Consider the following 21,817-nt stretch of genomic DNA (forward strand, 5'->3'; position numbering starts at 1 on the left):
AAAAATATGCTAGCAAACCTAAACCTCAGCAGAAACTCACCGTTTTCATTTATCGAATATGGATTTCAGGCTTATTATGCTTATGTGTTTTTTATGGTTTGGACGCATCCGGAACTTCACCCAGTAAGTCTCATAAATGATCTTGCTGTTTTAATGACTTTTGAGTTTATAATGGTGCATTCGGGAGTTTTTATGGCGGTTATGCCCAAAAAATGGTCGCTTTTTGTCTTTTTCCCTTTATACGGAACGTTTGCCTATTCGTTCAATGAATCGGTTATCAATACTAATATTTTATTTATCTATCTGCTGACGGTTTTAAATCGAATGCGATTTGCGTTTTCAAACGTAACTCCTGATGTCAGAATGATGCAGATAGGAAAATCAGTTGTAAAAGTCATTTTCTATTTCTTCTTAATTATGATTCTTGCAATTGGAAATAAGTATGTTCCTCCGTTTGGATTGACAAATGAATTTTTAGAAAAGTCTCATTATTTCCAAATGGTCAAGTCGAGCGGGTTATTTATAGAAAAGCCTTATGTTCCTATTTGTATGGGATTTATTTATTATTCAGTTCCTGTTTTGTATTTTATTTACCGAATAATTAAGAACTTTGGTAAAGAGGAAACTTCCCAAAAAGGAAAATTAGTTTTCAGTAAAACCACATTCAAATCTAATACATACTAAGAATGCTCAATAAAGGTTTAAGAGACGAAGAGAAAATCAGAATCGACAATGTTTTAAAAACATTGCGAACTCTTGTTTATGTTCCTTATCCGCTAAGTCATTTACAAAAATCAGATATTGAGAATCAATTAAAAGAGTTTGGACTAGATATTCAAACACTAATTGATTATTCTCTTGAAGAATTAATCAACTTATTAATCCGTCTTCATTTTGACTGGGATCAATTAGAGCAATTTGGAGATATTTTAATCGAATTCTCTAAAGAAGAAAATTATAATTTTACTGATAAAGCTTTGGCTGTTTACCAATATATACAACAAGAAAGCAAAGTTTTTTCTTTTGGAATCAACACTAAAATTGCTTCTCTTAAAAATAAATAAAGATGGATTTTACAGACTGGAAAACCGATCGAATTGAACACATTCTTCCCAATGAGTTTTATGAACTAATTGATAAGAATAGAGATCACATTGGACATACTTTTCCAGTAACTCTTGCAAATTCTGATTCACCCGAAAATGCAGAAAATTTTATCTCAGTCAGCAAAGACAGAGAAAAAAACAGTGAAGGTTATTATTTTTATGCACGAGATATTAAAACCAATAAATTGATTGGTTATTTATGTGTAAAAACAATAGATTATCGCATTTCTAAATGTGAATTAGGATATTTTATTGATAAAGATTACCAAGGAAAAGGAATTACATCAAAAATGGTTTCTGATGCACTTGAATTCTGCTTTAAAGAATTGATGATGAACAAGGTTTTCATTTGTACATCAGAAGGTAATTTGGCAAGTCAGCGAATTGCATTGAAACATAATTTTAAACAAGAAGGAATATTAAGAGACGAATTTAGAAACGGTCATGGTCAATTGCAAAATACCGTTTATTTCGGACTTCTTAAATCAGAATATATTAAATCATGAAAGATAAATTTTACGCATACATACAAAATTTACAAGACCAAATCTGTGCAGGATTAGAAACTGCTGACGGAACTGCAAAATTCCGTGAAGACTTATGGAAACGTCCTGAAGGCGGAGGCGGAAGAACACGCGTTATTGAAAATGGAGCTGTTTTTGAAAAAGGCGGTGTAAACATTTCTGCTGTTCATGGAAAACTTCCTGAAACAATGCAGAAAATGTTTGGTGTTGGCGAAGCCGATTTCTTTGCCTGCGGATTAAGTCTGGTGATTCACCCAAAAAACCCAATGGTTCCTACTGTCCACGCCAATTGGCGATATTTTGAAATGTACGACGAATCTGGAAAAGTAATCGAACAATGGTTCGGCGGCGGACAGGATTTAACGCCTTATTATTTGTTTGAAGAAGATGGCAAACATTTTCATCAAACCTGTAAAACTGCTTGCGACAAACATAACCCAGAATTTTATCCAAAATATAAAAAACAATGCGACTCGTATTTCTGGAACGCACACCGAAATGAAGCCCGCGGACTTGGCGGTTTATTCTTTGATTATTGCAAGGCAAATGAACAAATGTCAATGGAAAACTGGTACAATTTTGTAACCGAAGTGGGAAACAGTTTCCTTGAAGCTTATGTGCCAATTGTAGAAAAGAGAAAAAACTTAGAGTATACATCAGAAAACAGGAACTGGCAGGAAATCCGCCGTGGCCGTTATGTTGAGTTTAATCTGGTTCATGATAAAGGAACGTTATTCGGCTTAAAAACCAACGGAAGAATCGAAAGTATTTTAATGAGTCTGCCTCCACATGTGCAATGGGTTTACGATCATCATCCAGAAGCAGGAAGTGACGAAGAAAAATTGCTTAATATATTGCAGAACCCGATTGACTGGATTTAATTTTAATACCTAAAAATTTATTTAACACATAGAAACATAGATTTAAAGACCTATCTTAGAGGTAATTTTAGAAAATAGAATTTTTCCACATTAACACTATGGGAAATATTTTTGAGTGAAACGTCTTTTTAAATTATCTAAAAACTATGTTTCTATGTGTTTAAAACTCATTTACACCACATTCTTTATCAGCATTTTTGGATGTTTCGCCCAAAACGATTCTGTGCAGAATCCCTATTTCAAATCTTATAGTGATAAAATTACGGGCAGTATTTATTATTTAGACACTTCAAACAGTTTTCAAATTGCTTCTGGAAGTCAGGATTCAAAAATATTTGTAAATCTTATTCCAAACCGAAGAGAACAGATTGGCTTTAACTTAAACTATAAAATTATTGATGTTGGTTTTGGCTTTGCACCCAAATTTCTGAGTCAGAACAAAGGCGATTCGCATTCCAAGCATTTTAATTTCAATACCCGTTTTTATTTAAAAAAATGGATGCAGTCTTTTACTTATATCAATCAAAAAGGATTTTATATTAGTGATGACAATATTACGGCACAACTGCCCGATATGCGGACTATGAAAATTGGCGGATCGACGGCTTACGTTTTCAATGATAAATTTTCTTTCAAGACACTCGTTAGCCAAAACGAATGGCAGACCAAAAGTTCCGGAAGTTTTATTCCAACTTTCTCTTTTTATTACACCAATTTAGATTTAAATACACCCGATTCATCGCCTGGAGACATGTATGTTTTTACGCTGGCACCTTCCTATTTCTACAACTTTGTTATTAGCGATCGGGTTTTGATTGGTGCCGGAATTGCTTTGGGAGCCGGACTAAATGTTGTTGATAAAGATACCTCAGCTTTATATCAAGCTGATTTCAATTTAAAATTAGCTTACAATAATGACCGTTTTTTTGCCTTTGCTACTTTAAACACTATAAGCTTTGCCCAAGATGAAAAAGTCGATCCAAGATTGAATGATAATATCGCGACTTTAAAACTTTCTGCAGGTTACAGATTTGATCCTCCCAAAAAAGTAAAGGAAGTTTATGATAAGGTAAATGAGAAAATCGGCCTTTAAAAAACCTGCCGTCTCATAATCAATAAGTTGTGAAAATTGCTTAAATTACATGGATTTATAAAAACTAAAATTCATTATTATGGCAAATGTGAACCAGGAACAATTAAATCGTATGCATTCTGGCAAAGGATTTATCGCTGCATTAGATCAAAGCGGCGGCAGCACACCAAAAGCATTATCGCAATATGGCGTTCAAGAAAACAGCTATTCTAACGACGAAGAAATGTACACTCTTGTACACGAAATGAGAACCAGAATTATTAAAACTCCAGCTTTTGACAGCGAATATATTCTAGGTGCTATTTTGTTTGAAAATACTATGGACCGTAAAATTGATGGTCTGTGGACTGCCGATTATTTATGGGAAAAGAAAAATATAGTTCCGTTTCTAAAAGTAGATAAAGGCCTGGCTGATGTTGCCAGCGGTGTTCAATTGATGAAACCCATTCCAAATCTGGATGAACTGCTTACCAGAGCCGTAGAGCGAAATGTTTTTGGAACAAAAATGCGTTCGGTTATTAAAGAAGCAAATCCAGATGGAATCCGCGATGTTGTAGAACAACAGTTTAGGGTTGGTTTGCAGATCTTCGAAAAAGGGTTGATTCCAATTATTGAACCTGAAGTTGATATTTACAGTGCTGACAAAGAAAAATCAGAAGAAATTCTAAAAAAAGAAATTCAGAAACAGCTTAACGCCTTAGATAAAGATGTAAAAGTAATGCTGAAACTTTCTATCCCAACTGTTAATGATTTCTACAGCAGTTTAATCTCTGATCCGCATGTAGTTCGTGTTGTGGCATTGTCCGGCGGATATTCGCGAGAAGAAGCAAACGACAAACTGGCTCATAACCACGGATTAATTGCCAGTTTCTCCAGAGCTTTGTCTGAAGGGCTAAGCGCAGGTCAATCTGATTCTGATTTTAATTCCACACTTAGCGAAACTATAAAAGCTATTTACAAAGCTTCAGTTACTTAAAGATTCATTTTTCTAAATAAAAAAATCCCCGAAATCTAACATTTCGGGGATTTTTTATTTACACTTATTTTGAAGTCATCATTTCATCTGCCAGATCTAATGTCTGCAAAATGATGTTTTTATTTGTTTGCAGCGAATTCAATTTAAGCACAAACTTAAATTTATTGTCAATTAGTTTTTTAGGCGATTCCATTGTAAAATCTGAAAACTGTGATGCAATTCTATTCAGTTTGTTTAAATCGTCTTCTTTTGCATTTTGTCCAAAAGCTGTAACCGTGTGCGAAATATTAAGTTTCCCAAAGATAACATTCTTGCCCAGGTCTTTCTTTGTTTCTTTAACAAAAGCACCGCTTCCTTTACTAAAATAATCCAATGTATTACTTACCGCAACAACGTCTTTATCTTTTAGAATATAAATATCTCCATATTCTTTAGTTCCTGAAATTTGGTAATAATTTCCGTTTTGAGTCAGCACTTTTTTGCGAACGCCTAACTGCAGCAATTTATCTCCAAAAGTGGGATGAGTTGATGTAAAAACTACCGAAAACAGCGGAATTGTCTTTTTCACCTTTTCCTCTGTAATTTTTTCCTCGTAATTTTCATCATAACTATATTTTTTAGTCATTACCTCAACTTCTTTCACATTGTATAAAAAAGCACTTAAATCACCATCGAAAAGCTTTGCTGTGGCTTCTTCATCGACAATTGTAGATATTAAATCCGTGATGATTGCAATATCCTCTTTTGCAAATTTTGGATTCTGAAACATATCACTCATTAACGACGGAAACTTTTCAAGTGCTGCTTTGGTATTAATGTGATATGACATATATCCCAATGGTTTTTCAGACGGGAAATAATTAAAGATATTTTTATTGATTTTTCTATCTCCAATTTTGCTGACAGCATCTGCAATTTCTTTAGAATACTCTACAATTTCTTCGATTCTTGCATTGTCATTATCAAAATAGAAATCAAAGTTTATTCCTTTTACAAAATCCCCAAAGTTTTTCTGCATCGGCAAGTATTTATCATAACCTCCAAACAATGCCATTGGAAGACTATATGCAGAATAAAAAGTAGAAATCATACCGCCGTAATCAACCCAGGTCGAAATATCTGCGCCAATATTAATCTTAGCTGAATTTGGTGCCGTAAAACCATTTTCGAATAAATGCTTTATAATTTCACTTTGGTTTTCTGCCAGTTTTCTATCAAATTCTGCTTGCTCAGCAGTATATTCTTCGTATGGATTTCCATCATACTGATACTCTTCCTGCACAGAATCTGTAAAAACTACAGGGTCATTTTTAGATACTGAAGGCTCTGCAATTTTTGGCGGACTTGGAACTGGAATTGCCGGATCACCATATGCGGGTGCTTCAACAATAGTATCATTTTCATAATAATCTACTGCGGCAACAGAATCAATTACAGCAGTTGAAGTTGTTTCTTCATAATATTTCTTTGGAAGTCTTTTTGTTAATTCAAATATTACCAGAAATTCATCATTCCATGCCAGTGTTTTTTTAACTCCTTTTGGTGTAAAAACAGAATATTTACCCAAATCCAGAATAGCATTGTTCTCAGTTCCTGCACCTAATTTTTCACTTAAATACTGCTTTACAGCTTCTTTTCCTTTTATGGGAATCGTAAATTGGTAATACGGAACGCTGTCTAAGAAACTTCCGTGAATTGTAATTTTCTGATCTAATTTGATAATTGAAGTATATTTTCTCAAATCAAAATCAGGTTTCTTACTGATGTATTTTGTAATAATTGGATGATTGAGTACTTGATTGATATCGACTTTTTTAGAAAGCTGATTTCCGTTAAACTGTACAAAATAATCGTATTTCTCCTGATTAATCTGAGCAAAAGAAAATTGTATGGCGAATATTAGAAATAAAGAATAAAATTGTTTCATAAATTAAGGCGTTAATTGGATCGTATTATTCATTAAAGTCGATTTTTTTAATACACTGTACATACTTTGTTTTAAAAAAACGGTCTTTTTGTTTTTTGAGATTTTGCTGTTTGCATTGTTTACCGAAAGAATATCTTTATCGAAAGTATAGATTGCAATAATGCTGGCTTCTTCGAGATCTTTCTTTTTTTTAGGATCGTTCACGACTTTTTCAGGAATTGGATAAGATGCAATTCTTTCAAAGGTTTTGGCATTACTGCTAAAGTGAATTTGTTCGCGCTGATTGTTAATCGAATTTACCACTGTATTTAATGCTTTTAGATTAGCATAATTGAGTTTGATGATAAATACATAATTGTCAAAATCTGCTTTTGTGGATACATTCGAAATGCCTTCAATCTTAGAAGCTTTGATTTTAAAATCATCCAGTTTTTGGGAGATTTCCTGTTCGTTTGGGATTTTTACGCCATCGACTTCTTCAAGCCAAATAGCCGATTTGGTCTTAAACCAAGATTTTGAAAAGTCAATCATTAGTGTGTATTCACCACTTTGATCGTCGTGATGTTTGATTCTTTCTGTAATCTCAAAACAACTTGTTAAGAGCAGACAGCAGCAGAAAGCGAGAAATTTCTTCATTTTGCAAATTTAGATGGAATATTCTGAAAAACCATCATATGTCTAAATTCTTGGTTTGACAATGCAGATTATTTAATAGACCAATAATGTATAATCAGAAAAATTAATTTGTCTTCCATCAAAATCTTCTTTTACCTCGCCTATTAAACCACATGGAATATTTCCTTGAGAATAGACTTCTAAAAGATATTTGAAAAATATAGGGATTCTTTTATTTATCAAAATATAATGATCTTCCATTGCTGCTCCGAGAACATTCCACAAGACGTCATCAATAATACTTTTGTCAAGGTTATTTTTTTCTACAAATTTTTTTGCTGTAGTTTCTATATATTTCAAATTACTTTTGTTAAAGTCTGTAATTCTATTCCAATTCTGATAATCATTACGATTATTTTTATGTAGAAAGACCGTTAATCTGTTTCTTGCTTCCAATGTCAAATCTTCCCAATCTTGAGAAGATATATTTTTCTGCAATTCATCAAGTGATTTCAAGAATTGGATTTTAATTGGGAAATCTGAAATAATAAACTCTTTTCCACAATTAGAAAACCATTCAATATTATTTACTTTTTCAAAAAATGGATCATTCATCTCTTATACCTGTTGTTTTTTAAATAAGGTTTTTCTTGGTTTTTCAAATCTAATCCAAATATTACAAATCAGTCAAATTTTTAGATAATATTAACTCATTCTACAATAAGCTAAACGCCTTATTCTGTTCCTTTTTCTTTAACTTTGCGCCACTCATTAAAAATTGAGATAAACTTCAAAAAAAAAATAAAAACAACTGCAGTTTTAGAATAAGGATTTATCAATCTGTTTTCATAATTCAGGTTAAAATCTGAAATCTAAAATCTAAAATCTAAAATTATATGTTCCCATTACAAAGAGGCAGAAGATTAAGAGTAAACGAATCTATTCGTTCTTTAGTACGCGAAACCAGTTTAAGTCCATCGGATTTTATGTTTCCAATGTTTATTGCTGAAGGAGAAAATGTAAAAGTCGAAATTCCGTCAATGCCGGGAATTTTCAGAAGATCAATAGATTTAACAGTTGAAGAAGTAAAAGAACTTTATGATTTAGGAATCCGCGCCGTAAATATTTATGTAAAAGTCAGCGAAAACCTAAAAGACAATACTGGAAAAGAAGCCTGGAATTCTAACGGATTAATGCAGCAAGCTATTCGTGCCATAAAAGCCGCTTGTCCGGAAATGATCGTTATGCCAGATGTGGCATTAGACCCATACTCTATTTATGGTCATGACGGAATTATAACAAATGGTGATGTAGAAAACGACAGTACAGTTGATGCTTTAGTAAAAATGGCTGTTTCACACGCAGAAGCTGGCGCCGATTTTGTTGCACCAAGTGATATGATGGACGGACGTGTTTTACGCCTGCGCGAAGGTTTAGATGCTGCCGGTTTCCAAAATGTGGGAATCATGAGTTATTCTGCTAAATATGCTTCAGCTTTTTATGGTCCTTTTAGAGATGCTCTAGATTCGGCTCCAAAAGAAGCAGATGTTGTGGTTCCAAAAGACAAAAAAACATATCAAATGGATTATGCTAATCGTATTGAAGCGATTAAAGAAGCTTTGTCAGACGTAGAAGAAGGTGCAGATATGGTTATGGTAAAACCCGGAATTGCTTATTTGGATATTGTTCGCGAAATAAAAAACACGGTACATGTTCCTGTAACCGTTTATCAGGTTTCTGGAGAATATGCCATGATTAAAGCCGCATCTGAAAGAGGCTGGCTTGATCACGATAAAATTATGATGGAACAATTAATGTGCATTAAACGTTCTGGCGCTAATCTTATTTCAACATACTTCGCAAAAGAAGCTGCAATTTTATTGAATAAATAACATGAAAAAAATAGTATTCTTATCTGCCGTTTTAGCTTTTGCGTCTTGCAAAAAAGAAGTTTCAGAAAATACCGATTCCAAAACAGAAACCTATTCTGAAGGCGAATCGGCAAAAGCCAAAACTCCTGAAGATTTAGGAAAAGAACTTTTTGAAGGAAGAGGAAATTGTACAGCATGCCATTTACCAGATCAAAAAGTTATTGGACCTAGTATTAAAGAGATTGCCAAAATCTACAAAGACAAAAATGCTGATATTGTAACTTTCTTAAAAGGAAATGCAGATCCAATTGTCGATCCAAGTCAGTTCTCAGTTATGCAGACTAATTTTGGAATAACAAAAGCAATGTCTGATGAAGAACTAAAAGCTATTGAAACTTACATTTATAGTCATTTGAAATAATCAAATTATATTGTAAAGCTTCGGAGAAGCGATATATTTATAGCAACATAGATGTTTTACAACAGTAAGCTTCGGAGAAGCGGTATATTTATAGAAGACATATTTATAGCAAACGATAAATATCCACAACATAGAGCTCCAGCGGAGCGACATATATTAAAACGGTAGAAAAAAGATATCGCTCCGCTGGAGCTTTATGATACTGCAAATTGAATTTTGTACAAATATTTTACTCCCCTGGAGCAATTAAAAAACCGAGGATGACTCAAATTGAGACAACCTCGGTTTTTATTTTGTAACAGAATAAATTGATTACCAGATTTTAACTCGTTTTTCTGGGCTTATATACATTTTGTCTCCACTTTTAATTCCAAAAGCCTGATAAAAAGCATCAACGTTTTGGATTGGCACAACTGCTCTGTACATTCCCGGCGAGTGCGGATCTGTTTTTACCTGACTCTTAATTGCTTCATCTCTTGATTTTGTTCTCCAAACTGTTGCCCAGGAAATAAAGAATCTCTGTTCTGGAGTAAATCCATCGATTAAACCCGGATTTCCATTTTCTTTCAGGTACAACTGCAATCCATCATAAGCTGCATTGATACCGCCTAAATCTCCAATGTTTTCTCCTAATGTAAATTTACCATCTACAAAAATTCCCGGAAGCGGTTCCAGAGCACTGTATTGTGCTGCCAGTTCGCCGCCAAGAGCCGTAAATTGTTTTAAATCATCAGCAGTCCACCAGTCTACTAAATTTCCATCGGCATTGTATCTTGCTCCGGAATCATCAAAACCATGTGAAATTTCATGTCCGATAACCGCACCAATACCTCCATAATTTACAGCTTCGTCTGCCTGATAATTATAGAAAGGCGGCTGCAGAATTGCAGCAGGGAATACAATTTCGTTATAAGATGGGTTAAAATAAGCATTTACGGTTTGCGGAGACATTCCCCACTCTGTTTTATCAACCGGCTTTCCTAATTTTGCCAAACTTTGAGCATAAGACCATTTTGATACATTTTTCATATTATCAAAATAAGTTCCTCCTTCGTTTACATTTTTAAGTTCCAGAGCAGAGTAATCTTTCCATTTATCAGGATACCCAATTTTAACGGTCAGTTTTTTTAATTTTTCAATTGCTTTAGATTTTGTTTCTGCAGACATCCATGGCAGTGCATTGATTCTGTTTTCATAAGCCAGCATTACATTAGCAATCATTTTCTTTGCTTTTTCTTTTGCTTCGGCTGGAAATAATTTCTCAACATACAGCTTTCCTAAAGCTTCACCAGTTGCTCCGTTGATAACCTGAAGTGCTACTTCTTCACGCGGACGTTGTTTCAAAGCTCCTGTTAATGTTTTTCCGTAGAAATCAAAATTGGCATTTTCTATATCTGTACTTAAAGTTGATGCTGTACGGTTTAGTAAAGACCATTTCAAATACTCTTTCCAGGCTTCAACTTTTTTCTCTGTAAACGTTTTTTCCAAAGCAGTCATATAACGTGGCTGCGCAACATTTACCGTGTCCAGTTTTGTTATTCCAATTCCTGCAAAATATTTTTCCCACTGAATTGAAGGAGTATTCTTTTTTAAATCTGCAATTGCTGTTGGATTGTATTGTTTTCTGCGGTCTCTTCTTTCAACTCGATCAAGTCTTGGAGCAGACATTTCGATTTCTAAAGCTACAATCTGTTTAGCGCTTTCTTTGGCTTTTGCCGGCGATTCGCCAATATACTGTAACATTCTGGCAACGTGAACTTCGTATTTTTCACGTTTTTCTTTAGAATCTTTATCATCAGAATTGTAATAATCTTTATCAGACAATCCTAAAGTTCCCGGACTTAATGTTACCGAATTTTTATTACTGTTTTTAGCATCGGCACCAACATACACACCAAAAAAACCAAGACTGCTGCCCTGAGCCTGCATTTCGGTAAGGAAGTTTTGTAAATCGGCTGCGTTTTTAATCGCATCAATCTTTTTTAAAGTTGGCTGCAGCGGTTTTACACCCTGCTTGTTTCTTCCAATAGTATCTAAGATCGTATTAAACAAAGCAATCGCTTTTCCCTGATCTGTATTTGATTTGTATTTTGGATTTTTTGAAGCTTCTTTTAAAATCGCCAATGCATTATCATCTGTTTTTTGACGCAATTCATTAAAACTTCCCCAAGAGGTTCTGTCGCTTGGAATCTCTGTTTGATCCAGCCAGGTTCCGTTTACATATTTAAAAAAATCCTCGCTCGGACTAATTTTTGTATTCATGTACGAGACATTAATACCGGGTTCTTTTACTTCTTTAGTTTGTGCATGCATTGCTGTAAATGAAACCATTACAGAAAAAGCACAAAATAAGGGTCTGCTTAATTGTTTTTTCATTAATACATAGTTTTTGAGTGTAAACACAAACATATTGTTAATATTTGAAAGTCTATGTTAAAATTTTTGCAATAATCGCAGCGGTGATTTTAATCTCGTAAAGACGCAGAGGCGCAAAGTTTTTATTTAAGATTAATCTTTACAGACTTAAACAGACAAAACTTATAAAACTTGAACCTGGCACCTCTGCGTCTTTACGAGATTACAACACATCTAGTCTGTTAAAAAATGTTAGAACCGCAGCTTTTAAAATGCTCTTTTCGTATTTTTGCGCCAAATTATTTTTATGAAATCGCTTCTTTATAAATACCGCAAATTCTTTATTGTATTAATTGTATTTTCTGCAGTCACTATATCTTTATTTTATTCGGCATTAAAACCGCAAAAAACACTTCCAATTTACAATCCGTCTGATGTAAATCCTGAATTGGTAGACAGTACGATTCAGTATAAAAGTAAATACCATACAATTGCTGATTTTAAATTTGTAAACCAAAACGGCGATACGATTACCCAAAAAGATTATGAAGGCAAGATTTATGTTGCTGATTTCTTTTTTACAACCTGCGGTTCTATCTGCCCAAAAATGTCAACCAACCTGGCCGATGTTCAAAAGGCGGTTTTAAACAACCCAAAAGTAAAATTGCTTTCTCATACGGTTTTCCCGGAAGTAGACAGTGTTTCGGTTTTAAAAGCATATGCGATAAAATATGGCGTTGTTGACAGCAAATGGAATTTGGTTACCGGCGATAAAAAGGAAATTTACACTATGGCCAGAAAATCGTATCTGGCGGTAAAGCTGGGAAGACCAGATCAGCTTTATGATATGGTACATACAGAGAATTTTGTTTTGGTAGATCAAAAAAGACGAGTGCGCGGTTTTTATGATGGAACCAAAAAAGAAGAAATCCAGCGTTTGTTAGAAGACATAGATTTCTTATCAAAAGAGTAAAATCCCTTATTTTTAGAAAGTTTTAGCATTTTCAAAAGCGATTATTGCCTTGAGATAAATAATTATTGCCTATTTTTGCAATCTAAATTCAATCTAAATAAGCTTTGCAGAATACAATCCATACCCTGAAAAAAGGCGATAAAGCCATTATCAAAGATTTTGATATCGATTTGATTCCTTTAAAATTATTAGAAATGGGTTGTCTGCCTGGCAGCTTAGTCGAACTGCTTCAAATTGCTCCTTTTGGAGATCCTCTATATCTAGACATTAACGGTTCGCATGTTGCTATTCGTGTTGAAACTGCTCGTGAAATTGAAGTTGAACTTATCCAAAACAATTTATAATGAGCATTCAGAATATCAATGTTGCCCTTATTGGAAACCCAAATACAGGAAAAACTTCAGTATTTAATCAGTTAACAGGTTTAAATCAACAGGTTGGGAATTATCCCGGAATTACGGTCGAGAAAAAAATCGGGTTTTGTAAATTACCTCAAAACATAAAAGCGAACATTCTCGATTTACCGGGAACGTATAGTTTGAATGCAAGTTCGATGGACGAAAGTGTGGTAATTGAACTTTTACTCAACAAAAACGACAAATTATATCCGGATGTTGCCGTTGTCGTAACTGATGTTGAAAATCTAAAAAGAAATTTACTGATTTACACCCAGATAAAAGACCTTGAAATTCCAACGATTTTGGTTATCAATATGTCTGATCGTATGGCAAGCAAAGGAATTTCATTGGATATTCCGTATTTAGAAGAAAAACTAAAAACCAAAATTGCTCTGGTAAGTTCGCGCAAAGGTTTAGGAATTGAAGAATTAAAAGAACTTATTGTTTCGTATAAAACGATCACGCACGAACCTTGCTTAAACGCTTCGGTAATTGATCCTGAATATTTTGAAAAACTGCGACATGCTTTTCCAAATCAATTAATGTATAAATTGTGGCTGGTAATAACGCAGGATGTTAACTTTTCGCATTTAGACCGAAATGAAATCCGTAATACGTTTACCAAATCGCATTCAGAATTAAAACGTTTACAGCAAAAGGAAACCATCAAAAGATATCAGTTTATAAATGATGTTTTAAAAGAAGGTTTAAAAGTTGATGCATCTGCAGCTACAGATTTCAGGGCAAAACTAGACCGTGTTTTAACGCACAAGTTTTGGGGTTATGCTATTTTCCTTGGAATTTTGTTTGTCATTTTCCAATCGATTTTCAGCTGGTCAACTATTCCTATGGATTTTATTGATGCCAGTTTTGCTTCTTTAAGCAGCTGGGTTTCTGAAGAACTGCCAAGCGGTATTTTAACCGATTTGCTTTCGCAGGGAATTATTCCGGGAATTGGCGGGGTTATTATTTTTATTCCGCAGATTGCCTTTTTGTTTTTATTCATTTCCATTTTAGAAGAAAGCGGTTATATGAGCCGTGTGGTATTTTTGATGGATAAAATAATGCGCAAATTTGGTCTTTCGGGAAAAAGCGTTGTGCCTTTAATTTCGGGAACGGCTTGTGCCATTCCGGCAATTATGGCAACCCGAAATATCGAGAACTGGAAAGAACGTTTAATTACCATTTTAGTAACTCCGTTTACAACGTGTTCGGCAAGATTACCGGTTTATGCCATTATGATTTCATTGGTAATCCCAAATAAACGAGTTCTTGGATTTTTAAATCTTCAGGGATTATCCTTGATGTTATTGTATCTGTTAGGATTCGTAGCGGCGATAATTTCGGCTTATATTTTAAATAAAGTTTTAAAGCTGGATTCAAAAACGTATTTCGTTGTCGAAATGCCAAGTTATAAATTACCGCTTTTAAAGAATGTTGGAATTAATGTTGTAGAGAAAACCAAAGCTTTTGTTTTGGGCGCGGGTAAAATTATCTTAGCAATATCGGTTATTTTGTGGTTTTTAGCTTCTTTTGGTCCCGGAAAAGAATTTAATGATGCTGAGACTATTGTAAAAGAAAGATTTGCCAATACTACTTTAAATGAAACTCAATTTGAAAACGAAGTGGCTTCTCAAAAAATAGAGAATTCTTATATCGGGATTATGGGTAAAGCTATTGAACCTGTAATTTCTCCTTTGGGTTACGACTGGAAAATAGGAATTGCGATTATCAGTTCGTTTGCAGCACGTGAGGTTTTAGTTGGTACATTGGCCACGATTTACAGTGTTGGAGACAGCGATAACGAATCGACTATTAAAAGCCGAATGCAGAAAGAAGTAAATCCTGAAACGGGCGAAAAGGTATTTAACTTTGCAACTGGTATTTCGTTATTACTCTTTTATGCCTTTGCTATGCAGTGCGCCAGTACATTAGCGATTACCAAAAAAGAAACCAATTCATGGAAATGGCCTGTTATGCAGCTTGTTTTTATGACTGGACTGGCTTACATTTCGGCCCTTATTGCGTATCAATTTTTAAAGTAAAATGTCATGGTGCAAGAAATTATTGCCTTTTCTATATTGGGTATTGCCGTTGCTTTTTTGATTAGAAAGTTCTTTTGGAAATCGAAAAAGAAAAAAGACTGCGGCGACGGAAACTGTGGATGCAGTTAGGTTTTTTTTTCTAAGGTGCTAAGGTTCTAAGATACTAAGTTTCTGAGTTTCTAAGAATTCACAACTCATAACTCATAACTAATAATTCATAACTCACATCAACTCATAACTAATAATTCATAATTAACAATAACTATTTCAGACCATTAACGTCTTGTTTGTAAGTATTATCTGTTTTTATATTTAATGAATACTTATTCAAATATCAAAATTTCATATAGTATACTATTTACTATATTAATCAATCAATTCCTTTAAAAACAATACTTTAGCACTTTTAATTATTCTATTTTTACGTTATTTTTTAATAGTAAATAAAAAATTGAAAAAAAATGTCTTGCCAAATGTATGTTTTATACATCTACATTTTGTATGTTTGTCGAGTAATAAAACCGCATATCTTTCTTACAAAAACGAAAGATTAAAGTCAGTGCACACTAAAATGTGGTTTTCCGTACAAAAAAATTTATTAATAAATATTCATCACAATGGCAAAACCAATCAAAAATACTCCTGTTTTAAGAGGTAAAGAAGCCATTAACTTTTATAAATCTATTGATTCTAATAGAGATAAAAAAGTTAGTGCTGATACTTTGAATTCAATTCGAACTGACGCGAGTAAATTAAGAGAAATTTTAAAGGAAAAGTAATGCCTTTAACTGGTTTTTCATTTTCAAAATTAAATACTACAACAAACATTCTTCCTTTTGAATGTGGAGACGATGATTTGAATAGCTTCCTTAGCAATAAAGCTATTCCATATAAAAAAGAACTCTTAGCTACTACATATTTACTTGAAAGTGAAGATAAAACTATTGCTTATTTAAGTATTTACAATGATGCTTTAGCTGTTCAGGAAAAAGATTTCGCTTCAAAAAGTGCTTTCAATAGATTATTAAAAGAAATAATTTCTCATCCAAAAAGGCATTTACGACAGTTCCCCGCAATTAAAATTGGAAGACTAGCTGTCTGTGAATCAACAAAAAAAGAGAGAAAAGGAATTGGCAGAGCGTTAGTAAATTTTGTTATTAATTTAGCATTAGAACAAAACAGCAATTGTGCATGTCAATTAATAACTGTTGATGCTTATAGTCAATCATTAGATTTTTACACAAAATTAGGATTCAAGTTTCTTTCAGATAGTGATAAAGGAGATGATACGAGACAAATGTATCTTGATCTTAGACCACTAATGAATACAGCGTATGATATATCTGCATAGAAAAAGAAAAAAGACTGCGGCGACGGAAACTGTGGATGCAGTTAGGTTTTTTTTTCTAAGGTGCTAAGCTACTAAGGTTCTGAGACTCTAAGCTTCTAAGAATTCACAACTCACAATTATCAATTATCAATTAATAACTCATAATTAAAAAAACTGCTTCACAGTAATTCTGTGGAGCTTTTTTTTTAGAAAATATCTTAAAAAATAAAAAATGTCTTTTTTTAATACTTATAAAACTTCTATGGGACATTAAACAAATTGATTCAAAATATTTTTGTGCACTTTAATTAAACATTTAGATACACTTAAATATGAGAAAAATTGCACTATTACTATTATTAAATTGTGGATTCATTGGAGCACAAACAAAAACAGTAGTGACTCAATATGGAGAAAAAGTAACTATTAGTCCTAATGTAAACAATGGATTAACTGCCACTAATGGCTTTATACAATTAGGGGGTGCGCTTACGCAAAAATCTGTTTTAACAACAACCTCAGCTTTTACTTTAGCTTTAGCAGGTCTGCAGACAGGTGTGGGATCTGACAATATACTGGTTACAAATCCTGCTAACGGAGTAATAAGAACAATTTCTGCTCTAGCATTTACGCCTTATTACTGGGGTGTAAAAGGAAACGTAGGAACAAATCCTTCTACCGATTTTCTTGGAACTACAGATGGGGCTGACTTATTATTTAAAACAGATAATACAGAACGAATCCGTATTGGCGGCATTACTGGTTTTACTGGTATCGGATTACAGAAATATCCTGAATATAGCGCTACACCAAAATATATGCTCGATGTTGTAGACGATGTGCATATTGCCAGCAAAAGAGTAGGTTTTACATCAGGAAGATTAATATTTGAAAATGCGCAAGTTGACTGGGGAGGAACTCAAGGCAGTGGGATATATATGCTTGATGGCCAAGATAACGGATTAAGAAGAGAATGGTTTTTTGGTAAACCATACAATTCAGGGATCGATGGTAGCGGCAAAAAAAGTGCTTTTGTTTTAAAATCTATGCAAACTGATGTACTGAATTATGGACTAGCAGATAGTGGTTCTGGAACTTACCATTTGTATGTAGATGCTCTTAACAACCGAATTGGTATTGGAACAATTAATCCAGGCGCTGCGCTAGAAGTTGCCGCTACAGCTGACCCGCTTAAACTTACAGGTTTACAAGCAGGAGCAACAACTGAAAAGGTATTAACAGTAGACAATAACGGTGTTGTACATAAAACTTTATCTTTTAGCAAAGGAATTGTTCAATGCGACACAACAGGTATACTGACTATTAACGATCCCAACATAACTGCAACATCAGTTGTGATGCTCACTTACTTAAATCCTACAAATAATGGTAATAATTCTTCATTAATGGAAATAGGAACTCGTGTTCCTGGTGTTAGTTTTTCTATTAAAACCCTTCCATTAACTTCTTTTTCTGTTCAGTATTTAATCGTAAACTAAAAAACTTTCTCTACTAATATTAAAAATTTCAAAAAATATAAAAATGAAAAAAATTATAATCATGCTATTGCTAAGTATTGGCTTTACTGCAATGGCTCAAGAGAAACCTGTTGTAACTAAGAACGGGCAAATCGTAAACATTAAGGGTGTTATGTTACATCAATTTTATATTGAAAGTACAGGACATTCTGATTATTTCTCCACAACATTTAATAATGTTCCCGGGCTGGCTGATTATTCGTATACTGCTCCACAAGACGGTACATTACTGCTTCAAACTGAATTATACAGTATACTGGTTGGTCCATCAACAACTTCAACTGCCGCGGCTACCAGAAACCACATGATGGTTCTTATAGATGGAAATCCGGTTTCATATGGAGCAGCTTCTGTTGCAACACCAAACTCCAGTTTATTTACCAGAACAGTGCTAAACTGGGCAACACCAGTAAATATAGTTACCAAATTTAAAGTAACAAAAGGCACAACTTATACTATAACAGTACAAGCCAGAACAATGGAAGGTCAAGCATCAGGAGTTTATGGAGGTTATGTTGGAACGTATGAATCAAATGGTCTTACTGCTCCGTCGTCTATGACGGGAACATTAATTCCTGACTAGTATAATTTTGTGCAGAACGGTATCTTTAGAGAAAATAAAATGTCTTTTTTTAATGCTAAAAAAACTTTTACGGCCTGTTTATCTGTTTTACACAATTTATTTTTGCAAGATAAAATTTATCTAAAATGACAAACTTCGAAAAACAAGAAATAGTAAGAGACAACAGGGTTGCCAGATTACTGTGGTTTTCAATAGGATTTTTATGTGCTTTTGGAATAATGTCCCTTTTAAAAGGTTAGTTACAGGATTATATCCAAATAAACGTTTGAAAACAAAAACGGTCTCAAAATATGAAACCGTTTTTTTTATTTATAAAAGAACAAAGCTTATTTTAATCCTTCCCACTCTGCATAAAACTGAGCGAGAAATAATTCCATAAAATGATGGCGTTCTTCGGCGATTTGTTTTCCTTTTTCAGTATTCATTTTGTCTTTTAAAAGTAAAAGCTTCTCGTAGAAATGATTAATTGTTGGAGCATTATTTTTTTTATACTCCTCTTTGGTCATATTAGTTACCGGAGCAATTTCTGGGTTGTACAGGGTTCTGTTTTTAAATCCGCCATAATTAAACGCTCTTGCAATTCCAATTGCACCTATTGCATCTAAGCGATCGGCATCCTGAACAACATCTAATTCGACAGATGAGAATTTCTTTTCAAAATTTCCGCCTTTATAAGAGATATTTTCAATGATATTAACCACATCCTGTATAATATCTTCTGAAACGTTTTCTGACTCTAAAAACAAACGTGCTGTTTTCGGCCCAATGGTTTCATCTCCGTTATGAAATTTACTGTCAGCAATATCATGCAGCAATGCACCTAACTCAACAATAGTAAGATCGCAATTGGTATCATTTGCGATTAAAAGTGCATTTTTGTAAACACGTTCGATATGAAACCAGTCATGTCCGCCTTCGGCATCGTTTAATTTCTCTTTTACAAAAGCGATTGTTTTAATTATAAGTTCAGAATTATTCATAAATATTTTGTTTTGTCGTGAAATGGCGCGCTGATTTTACTGATGCAGCAGATTTACACTGGTATTTTTTATAGTTTAAATAAAAAATGTTGATTGTTAAAGCTTTTAAACTTCAACAATCAACAATGTTTTCTATATCAATTGCAAAAATCAATTTCAATGGCAATGGCAATTTCAATATCAATAGCAATGGCAAAAATCAATTTCAATGGCAATATCAAAAATCAATTTCAATTTTAAATCTAAAATCTACAATCTAAAATCTACAATCTAAAATCTACAATCTAAAATCTACAATCTAGCAGGTTCAACCCATTTAAAGATATGTGACTCTTGTGGAATTACAATTCTTTCTGAAATTTTAGCCATACGGGCAGGTAATTTCATTAAGTAATCACGTGCTTTTTCGGCTTCGTCTGTTAAGTTCGAGATTTTATCAATTTCCCATTTGTTGATTAACTTCTGCATAATCTCAACATAATCAGTCGCTGTGTAAACTCCAATACGCTGCGCAGAATCAGAAAACTGTTCAAAAGCAGAACTGATCTTTTGACCCGATTCTCTTAAAAAGTGAGCCGGCATAACGATTTTCTGTTTCATCATGTATTGAAAAGCCAGCATCATTTCGCTAGGATCAACCTGGAAAATTCTGGTTACAAATTCACTGTAAGCATGGTGATGACGCATTTCGTCACCTGCAATCATTTTACACATTTTAGACAGCTTGTTATCTCCAAATTTTTTCGCAATCTGCGATACTCTGTTGTGAGAAACATAAGTTGCTAATTCCTGAAAACTAGTGTATACAAAGTTTTTGTATGGGTCAGTTCCAGTTCCAATATCAAAACCGTCGTTGATTAAATGCTGTGTTGTCATTTCGATTTCACGCATATTAACACGACCAGACAAATACAAGTATTTATTTAAAAGATCTCCGTGGCGGTTTTCTTCGCCGGTCCATTGTCTAATCCATTTAGACCATCCATTACCGCCGTTTTCCACCTGATCTACTCCTTCTACATCCATTAACCAAGACTCATATGTTGGCAAAGCTTCTTCGGTAATTGTATCACCTACAAGAGTTACCCAGAAATCGTATGGAAGTTCTTTCGCAATTTCGCGTAGTTCCTTAACCTCCTCAAAGAAGTTTTCTCCTTCAGAATTAGGCAGGAAATCTGACGGCTGCCAAATTTTTTCCACCGGAATTAAATACTGTTCAACGAAGCTGTCCACGTTTTTTTCCAAAAACTGCATCACTTCTAATCGAATGTTTTTTATAGACATTACTTATTTTAAATTTGGGTTGTACGTTTCAGCTCGGACTAAAACTTAAACCTGTTTATACTCATTTACTCCTTCTTTTACTGCTTTTTCAGTAATTTCCATTAATTCTTCAAACTTATAGTCTTTTACAGCCAGAGCTTTGTGAGCTGTAAAGGTTAGATGGTTTCCTAAACCTACCGGAAACATTCCGTAACGAACCATCTTCCATGAATTATTAATGCTGACAGGTACAACATACGCTGATGGCGCATATTTACATAAGATTTTTAAACCGCTTTGGGCAAATTCTTTTGGTTTGCCCGTTTTACTGCGGGTTCCTTCCGGAAAAATTACTGCAGATCTAGTGTTTTTTTCTATATATTCAGACAAGCCTTTGATTACGGGAATCGCTTGTTTAGGGTCTTTACGGTCAATTAAAACAGAACCTCCGTGGCGTAAATTAAAAGATACACTTGGGATTCCGCTTCCTAACTCCTTCTTACTTACAAATTTACAATGAAAACGTCTAAAATACCAAATCATTGCCACGATATCGTACATACTTTGGTGATTGGCAACAAAAATAATTGGAACACCGGCAGGAATAGTCTCTACGCCTGTAACTTTATAAGTAGTTCCAACAAGGTTGGTGCATCTTAAAAGACAGAAATTTAAATAATCGACACTTTTTTTGTGTGCCTGATATCCAAAAAGATTAAGGCAGATCCACTGTATTGGGTGAAAAATTGCCAGACAAAATCCAAAACATAAATAATAAATTACCGATATTGGATATGAAATTATCTTTTGCATGCTTGAAAAAATTTAACGCCAAAAGTAGTAAATATATTTTTAGCGGTATAAAATTTGAAAACAATAACCGTTTTTATGGTTTAATTGTACCTTTGCCCTTGAAATTGCAACTTTTTTCTGAATTA

Annotated in this window: 23 protein-coding genes; 16 read left to right on the top strand and 7 right to left on the bottom strand. The window is 33.8% G+C overall.

Features of this window, described 5'->3' with window-relative positions; translation table 11 throughout:
* Positions 1–6 precede the first annotated feature (6 nt).
* The 6 genes from PQ462_RS23640 to PQ462_RS23665 all read left to right on the top strand — a co-directional run bounded on the left by PQ462_RS23640 (position 7) and on the right by PQ462_RS23665 (position 4,580).
* Positions 7–684 carry a hypothetical protein gene (locus PQ462_RS23640; RefSeq protein WP_274251844.1) on the top strand — a complete coding sequence of 226 codons (678 nt, stop codon included), beginning with the start codon at positions 7–9 and terminating at the stop codon, positions 682–684.
* Positions 685–686: 2 nt separating this feature from the next.
* Positions 687–1,064: a hypothetical protein gene (locus PQ462_RS23645; protein ID WP_274251845.1), complete on the top strand. Its 378-nt coding sequence runs from the start codon at positions 687–689 to the stop codon at positions 1,062–1,064.
* A gap of 2 nt (positions 1,065–1,066) precedes the next feature.
* Positions 1,067–1,612: a GNAT family N-acetyltransferase gene (locus tag PQ462_RS23650; RefSeq protein ID WP_274251846.1), complete on the top strand. Its 546-nt coding sequence runs from the start codon at positions 1,067–1,069 to the stop codon at positions 1,610–1,612.
* The gene (hemF, locus tag PQ462_RS23655; RefSeq protein WP_274251847.1) at positions 1,609–2,511 is read left to right on the top strand and encodes an oxygen-dependent coproporphyrinogen oxidase; all 903 of its coding nucleotides are present in this window, start codon (positions 1,609–1,611) and stop codon (positions 2,509–2,511) included. Before PQ462_RS23650 ends, hemF begins: the two co-directional genes overlap by 4 nt.
* A gap of 154 nt (positions 2,512–2,665) precedes the next feature.
* On the top strand, positions 2,666–3,604 hold the full coding sequence (locus PQ462_RS23660; RefSeq protein ID WP_274251848.1) for a DUF4421 family protein: 939 nt from the start codon (positions 2,666–2,668) through the stop codon (positions 3,602–3,604).
* A gap of 88 nt (positions 3,605–3,692) precedes the next feature.
* On the top strand, positions 3,693–4,580 hold the full coding sequence (locus PQ462_RS23665) for a fructose bisphosphate aldolase (protein ID WP_274253738.1): 888 nt from the start codon (positions 3,693–3,695) through the stop codon (positions 4,578–4,580).
* Between the two features lie 64 nt (positions 4,581–4,644).
* Here PQ462_RS23665 and PQ462_RS23670 read toward each other — a convergent pair whose 3' ends face one another.
* The 3 genes from PQ462_RS23670 to PQ462_RS23680 form a co-directional block, all read right to left on the bottom strand.
* Positions 4,645–6,507 (bottom strand): hypothetical protein, encoded by a 1,863-nt coding sequence (locus PQ462_RS23670; RefSeq protein ID WP_274251849.1) that lies wholly within the window; start codon positions 6,505–6,507, stop codon positions 4,645–4,647.
* 3 nt (positions 6,508–6,510) lie between these two features.
* Positions 6,511–7,143, bottom strand: a complete 633-nt coding sequence (locus PQ462_RS23675; RefSeq protein WP_274251850.1) for a hypothetical protein — start codon at positions 7,141–7,143, stop codon at positions 6,511–6,513.
* Between the two features lie 72 nt (positions 7,144–7,215).
* Entirely contained in the window at positions 7,216–7,737 is a 522-nt protein-coding gene (locus tag PQ462_RS23680) for a hypothetical protein (protein WP_274251851.1), read from the bottom strand.
* Between the two features lie 281 nt (positions 7,738–8,018).
* Between PQ462_RS23680 and hemB the strand changes: the two genes are divergently transcribed.
* Together hemB and PQ462_RS23690 are read left to right on the top strand one after the other, a co-directional pair.
* Entirely contained in the window at positions 8,019–9,014 is a 996-nt protein-coding gene (gene hemB, locus PQ462_RS23685) for a porphobilinogen synthase (protein ID WP_012023044.1), read from the top strand.
* Between the two features lies 1 nt (position 9,015).
* Entirely contained in the window at positions 9,016–9,414 is a 399-nt protein-coding gene (locus tag PQ462_RS23690) for a c-type cytochrome (RefSeq protein WP_073410241.1), read from the top strand.
* Between the two features lie 312 nt (positions 9,415–9,726).
* On the opposite strand, the gene PQ462_RS23695 is transcribed toward PQ462_RS23690, so the two are convergent.
* Entirely contained in the window at positions 9,727–11,790 is a 2,064-nt protein-coding gene (locus tag PQ462_RS23695; protein WP_274251852.1) for a M13 family metallopeptidase, read from the bottom strand.
* Between the two features lie 286 nt (positions 11,791–12,076).
* On the opposite strand from PQ462_RS23695, the gene PQ462_RS23700 reads away from it, so the two are divergent.
* From PQ462_RS23700 to PQ462_RS23735, 8 genes are all read left to right on the top strand, one after another.
* Positions 12,077–12,742 carry an SCO family protein gene (locus PQ462_RS23700; RefSeq protein WP_274251853.1) on the top strand — a complete coding sequence of 222 codons (666 nt, stop codon included), beginning with the start codon at positions 12,077–12,079 and terminating at the stop codon, positions 12,740–12,742.
* Between the two features lie 104 nt (positions 12,743–12,846).
* Positions 12,847–13,086 (top strand): FeoA family protein, encoded by a 240-nt coding sequence (locus PQ462_RS23705; RefSeq protein WP_012023048.1) that lies wholly within the window; start codon positions 12,847–12,849, stop codon positions 13,084–13,086.
* The gene (feoB, locus tag PQ462_RS23710; protein WP_274251854.1) at positions 13,086–15,185 is read left to right on the top strand and encodes a ferrous iron transport protein B; all 2,100 of its coding nucleotides are present in this window, start codon (positions 13,086–13,088) and stop codon (positions 15,183–15,185) included. Before PQ462_RS23705 ends, feoB begins: the two co-directional genes overlap by 1 nt.
* A gap of 6 nt (positions 15,186–15,191) precedes the next feature.
* Positions 15,192–15,314: a FeoB-associated Cys-rich membrane protein gene (locus tag PQ462_RS23715; RefSeq protein ID WP_073099451.1), complete on the top strand. Its 123-nt coding sequence runs from the start codon at positions 15,192–15,194 to the stop codon at positions 15,312–15,314.
* Between the two features lie 488 nt (positions 15,315–15,802).
* Positions 15,803–15,964, top strand: coding sequence for a hypothetical protein (locus PQ462_RS23720; protein ID WP_159436627.1), 162 nt, complete (start codon positions 15,803–15,805; stop codon positions 15,962–15,964).
* Complete coding sequence (locus PQ462_RS23725) at positions 15,964–16,536, top strand: GNAT family N-acetyltransferase (RefSeq protein WP_274251855.1); 573 nt, start codon at positions 15,964–15,966, stop codon at positions 16,534–16,536. The genes PQ462_RS23720 and PQ462_RS23725 overlap by 1 nt, the downstream gene beginning before the upstream one ends.
* A gap of 311 nt (positions 16,537–16,847) precedes the next feature.
* Positions 16,848–18,014 carry a hypothetical protein gene (locus PQ462_RS23730; protein WP_274251856.1) on the top strand — a complete coding sequence of 389 codons (1,167 nt, stop codon included), beginning with the start codon at positions 16,848–16,850 and terminating at the stop codon, positions 18,012–18,014.
* A 43-nt stretch (positions 18,015–18,057) separates the two neighbouring features.
* Positions 18,058–18,636 (top strand): hypothetical protein, encoded by a 579-nt coding sequence (locus PQ462_RS23735; protein WP_274251857.1) that lies wholly within the window; start codon positions 18,058–18,060, stop codon positions 18,634–18,636.
* Between the two features lie 326 nt (positions 18,637–18,962).
* On the opposite strand, the gene PQ462_RS23740 is transcribed toward PQ462_RS23735, so the two are convergent.
* The 3 genes from PQ462_RS23740 to PQ462_RS23750 all read right to left on the bottom strand — a co-directional run bounded on the left by PQ462_RS23740 (position 18,963) and on the right by PQ462_RS23750 (position 21,692).
* Positions 18,963–19,616, bottom strand: a complete 654-nt coding sequence (locus tag PQ462_RS23740) for an HD domain-containing protein (RefSeq protein ID WP_274251858.1) — start codon at positions 19,614–19,616, stop codon at positions 18,963–18,965.
* A 291-nt stretch (positions 19,617–19,907) separates the two neighbouring features.
* The gene (locus PQ462_RS23745) at positions 19,908–20,900 is read right to left on the bottom strand and encodes an acyl-ACP desaturase (RefSeq protein ID WP_012023054.1); all 993 of its coding nucleotides are present in this window, start codon (positions 20,898–20,900) and stop codon (positions 19,908–19,910) included.
* Positions 20,901–20,945: 45 nt separating this feature from the next.
* Positions 20,946–21,692 (bottom strand): lysophospholipid acyltransferase family protein, encoded by a 747-nt coding sequence (locus PQ462_RS23750; RefSeq protein ID WP_274251859.1) that lies wholly within the window; start codon positions 21,690–21,692, stop codon positions 20,946–20,948.
* Positions 21,693–21,817: the final 125 nt, after the last annotated feature.

Origin of the sequence: Flavobacterium sp. KACC 22758 (assembly GCF_028736135.1) — a bacterium.
In the GTDB taxonomy this organism is placed as follows: domain Bacteria; phylum Bacteroidota; class Bacteroidia; order Flavobacteriales; family Flavobacteriaceae; genus Flavobacterium; species Flavobacterium johnsoniae.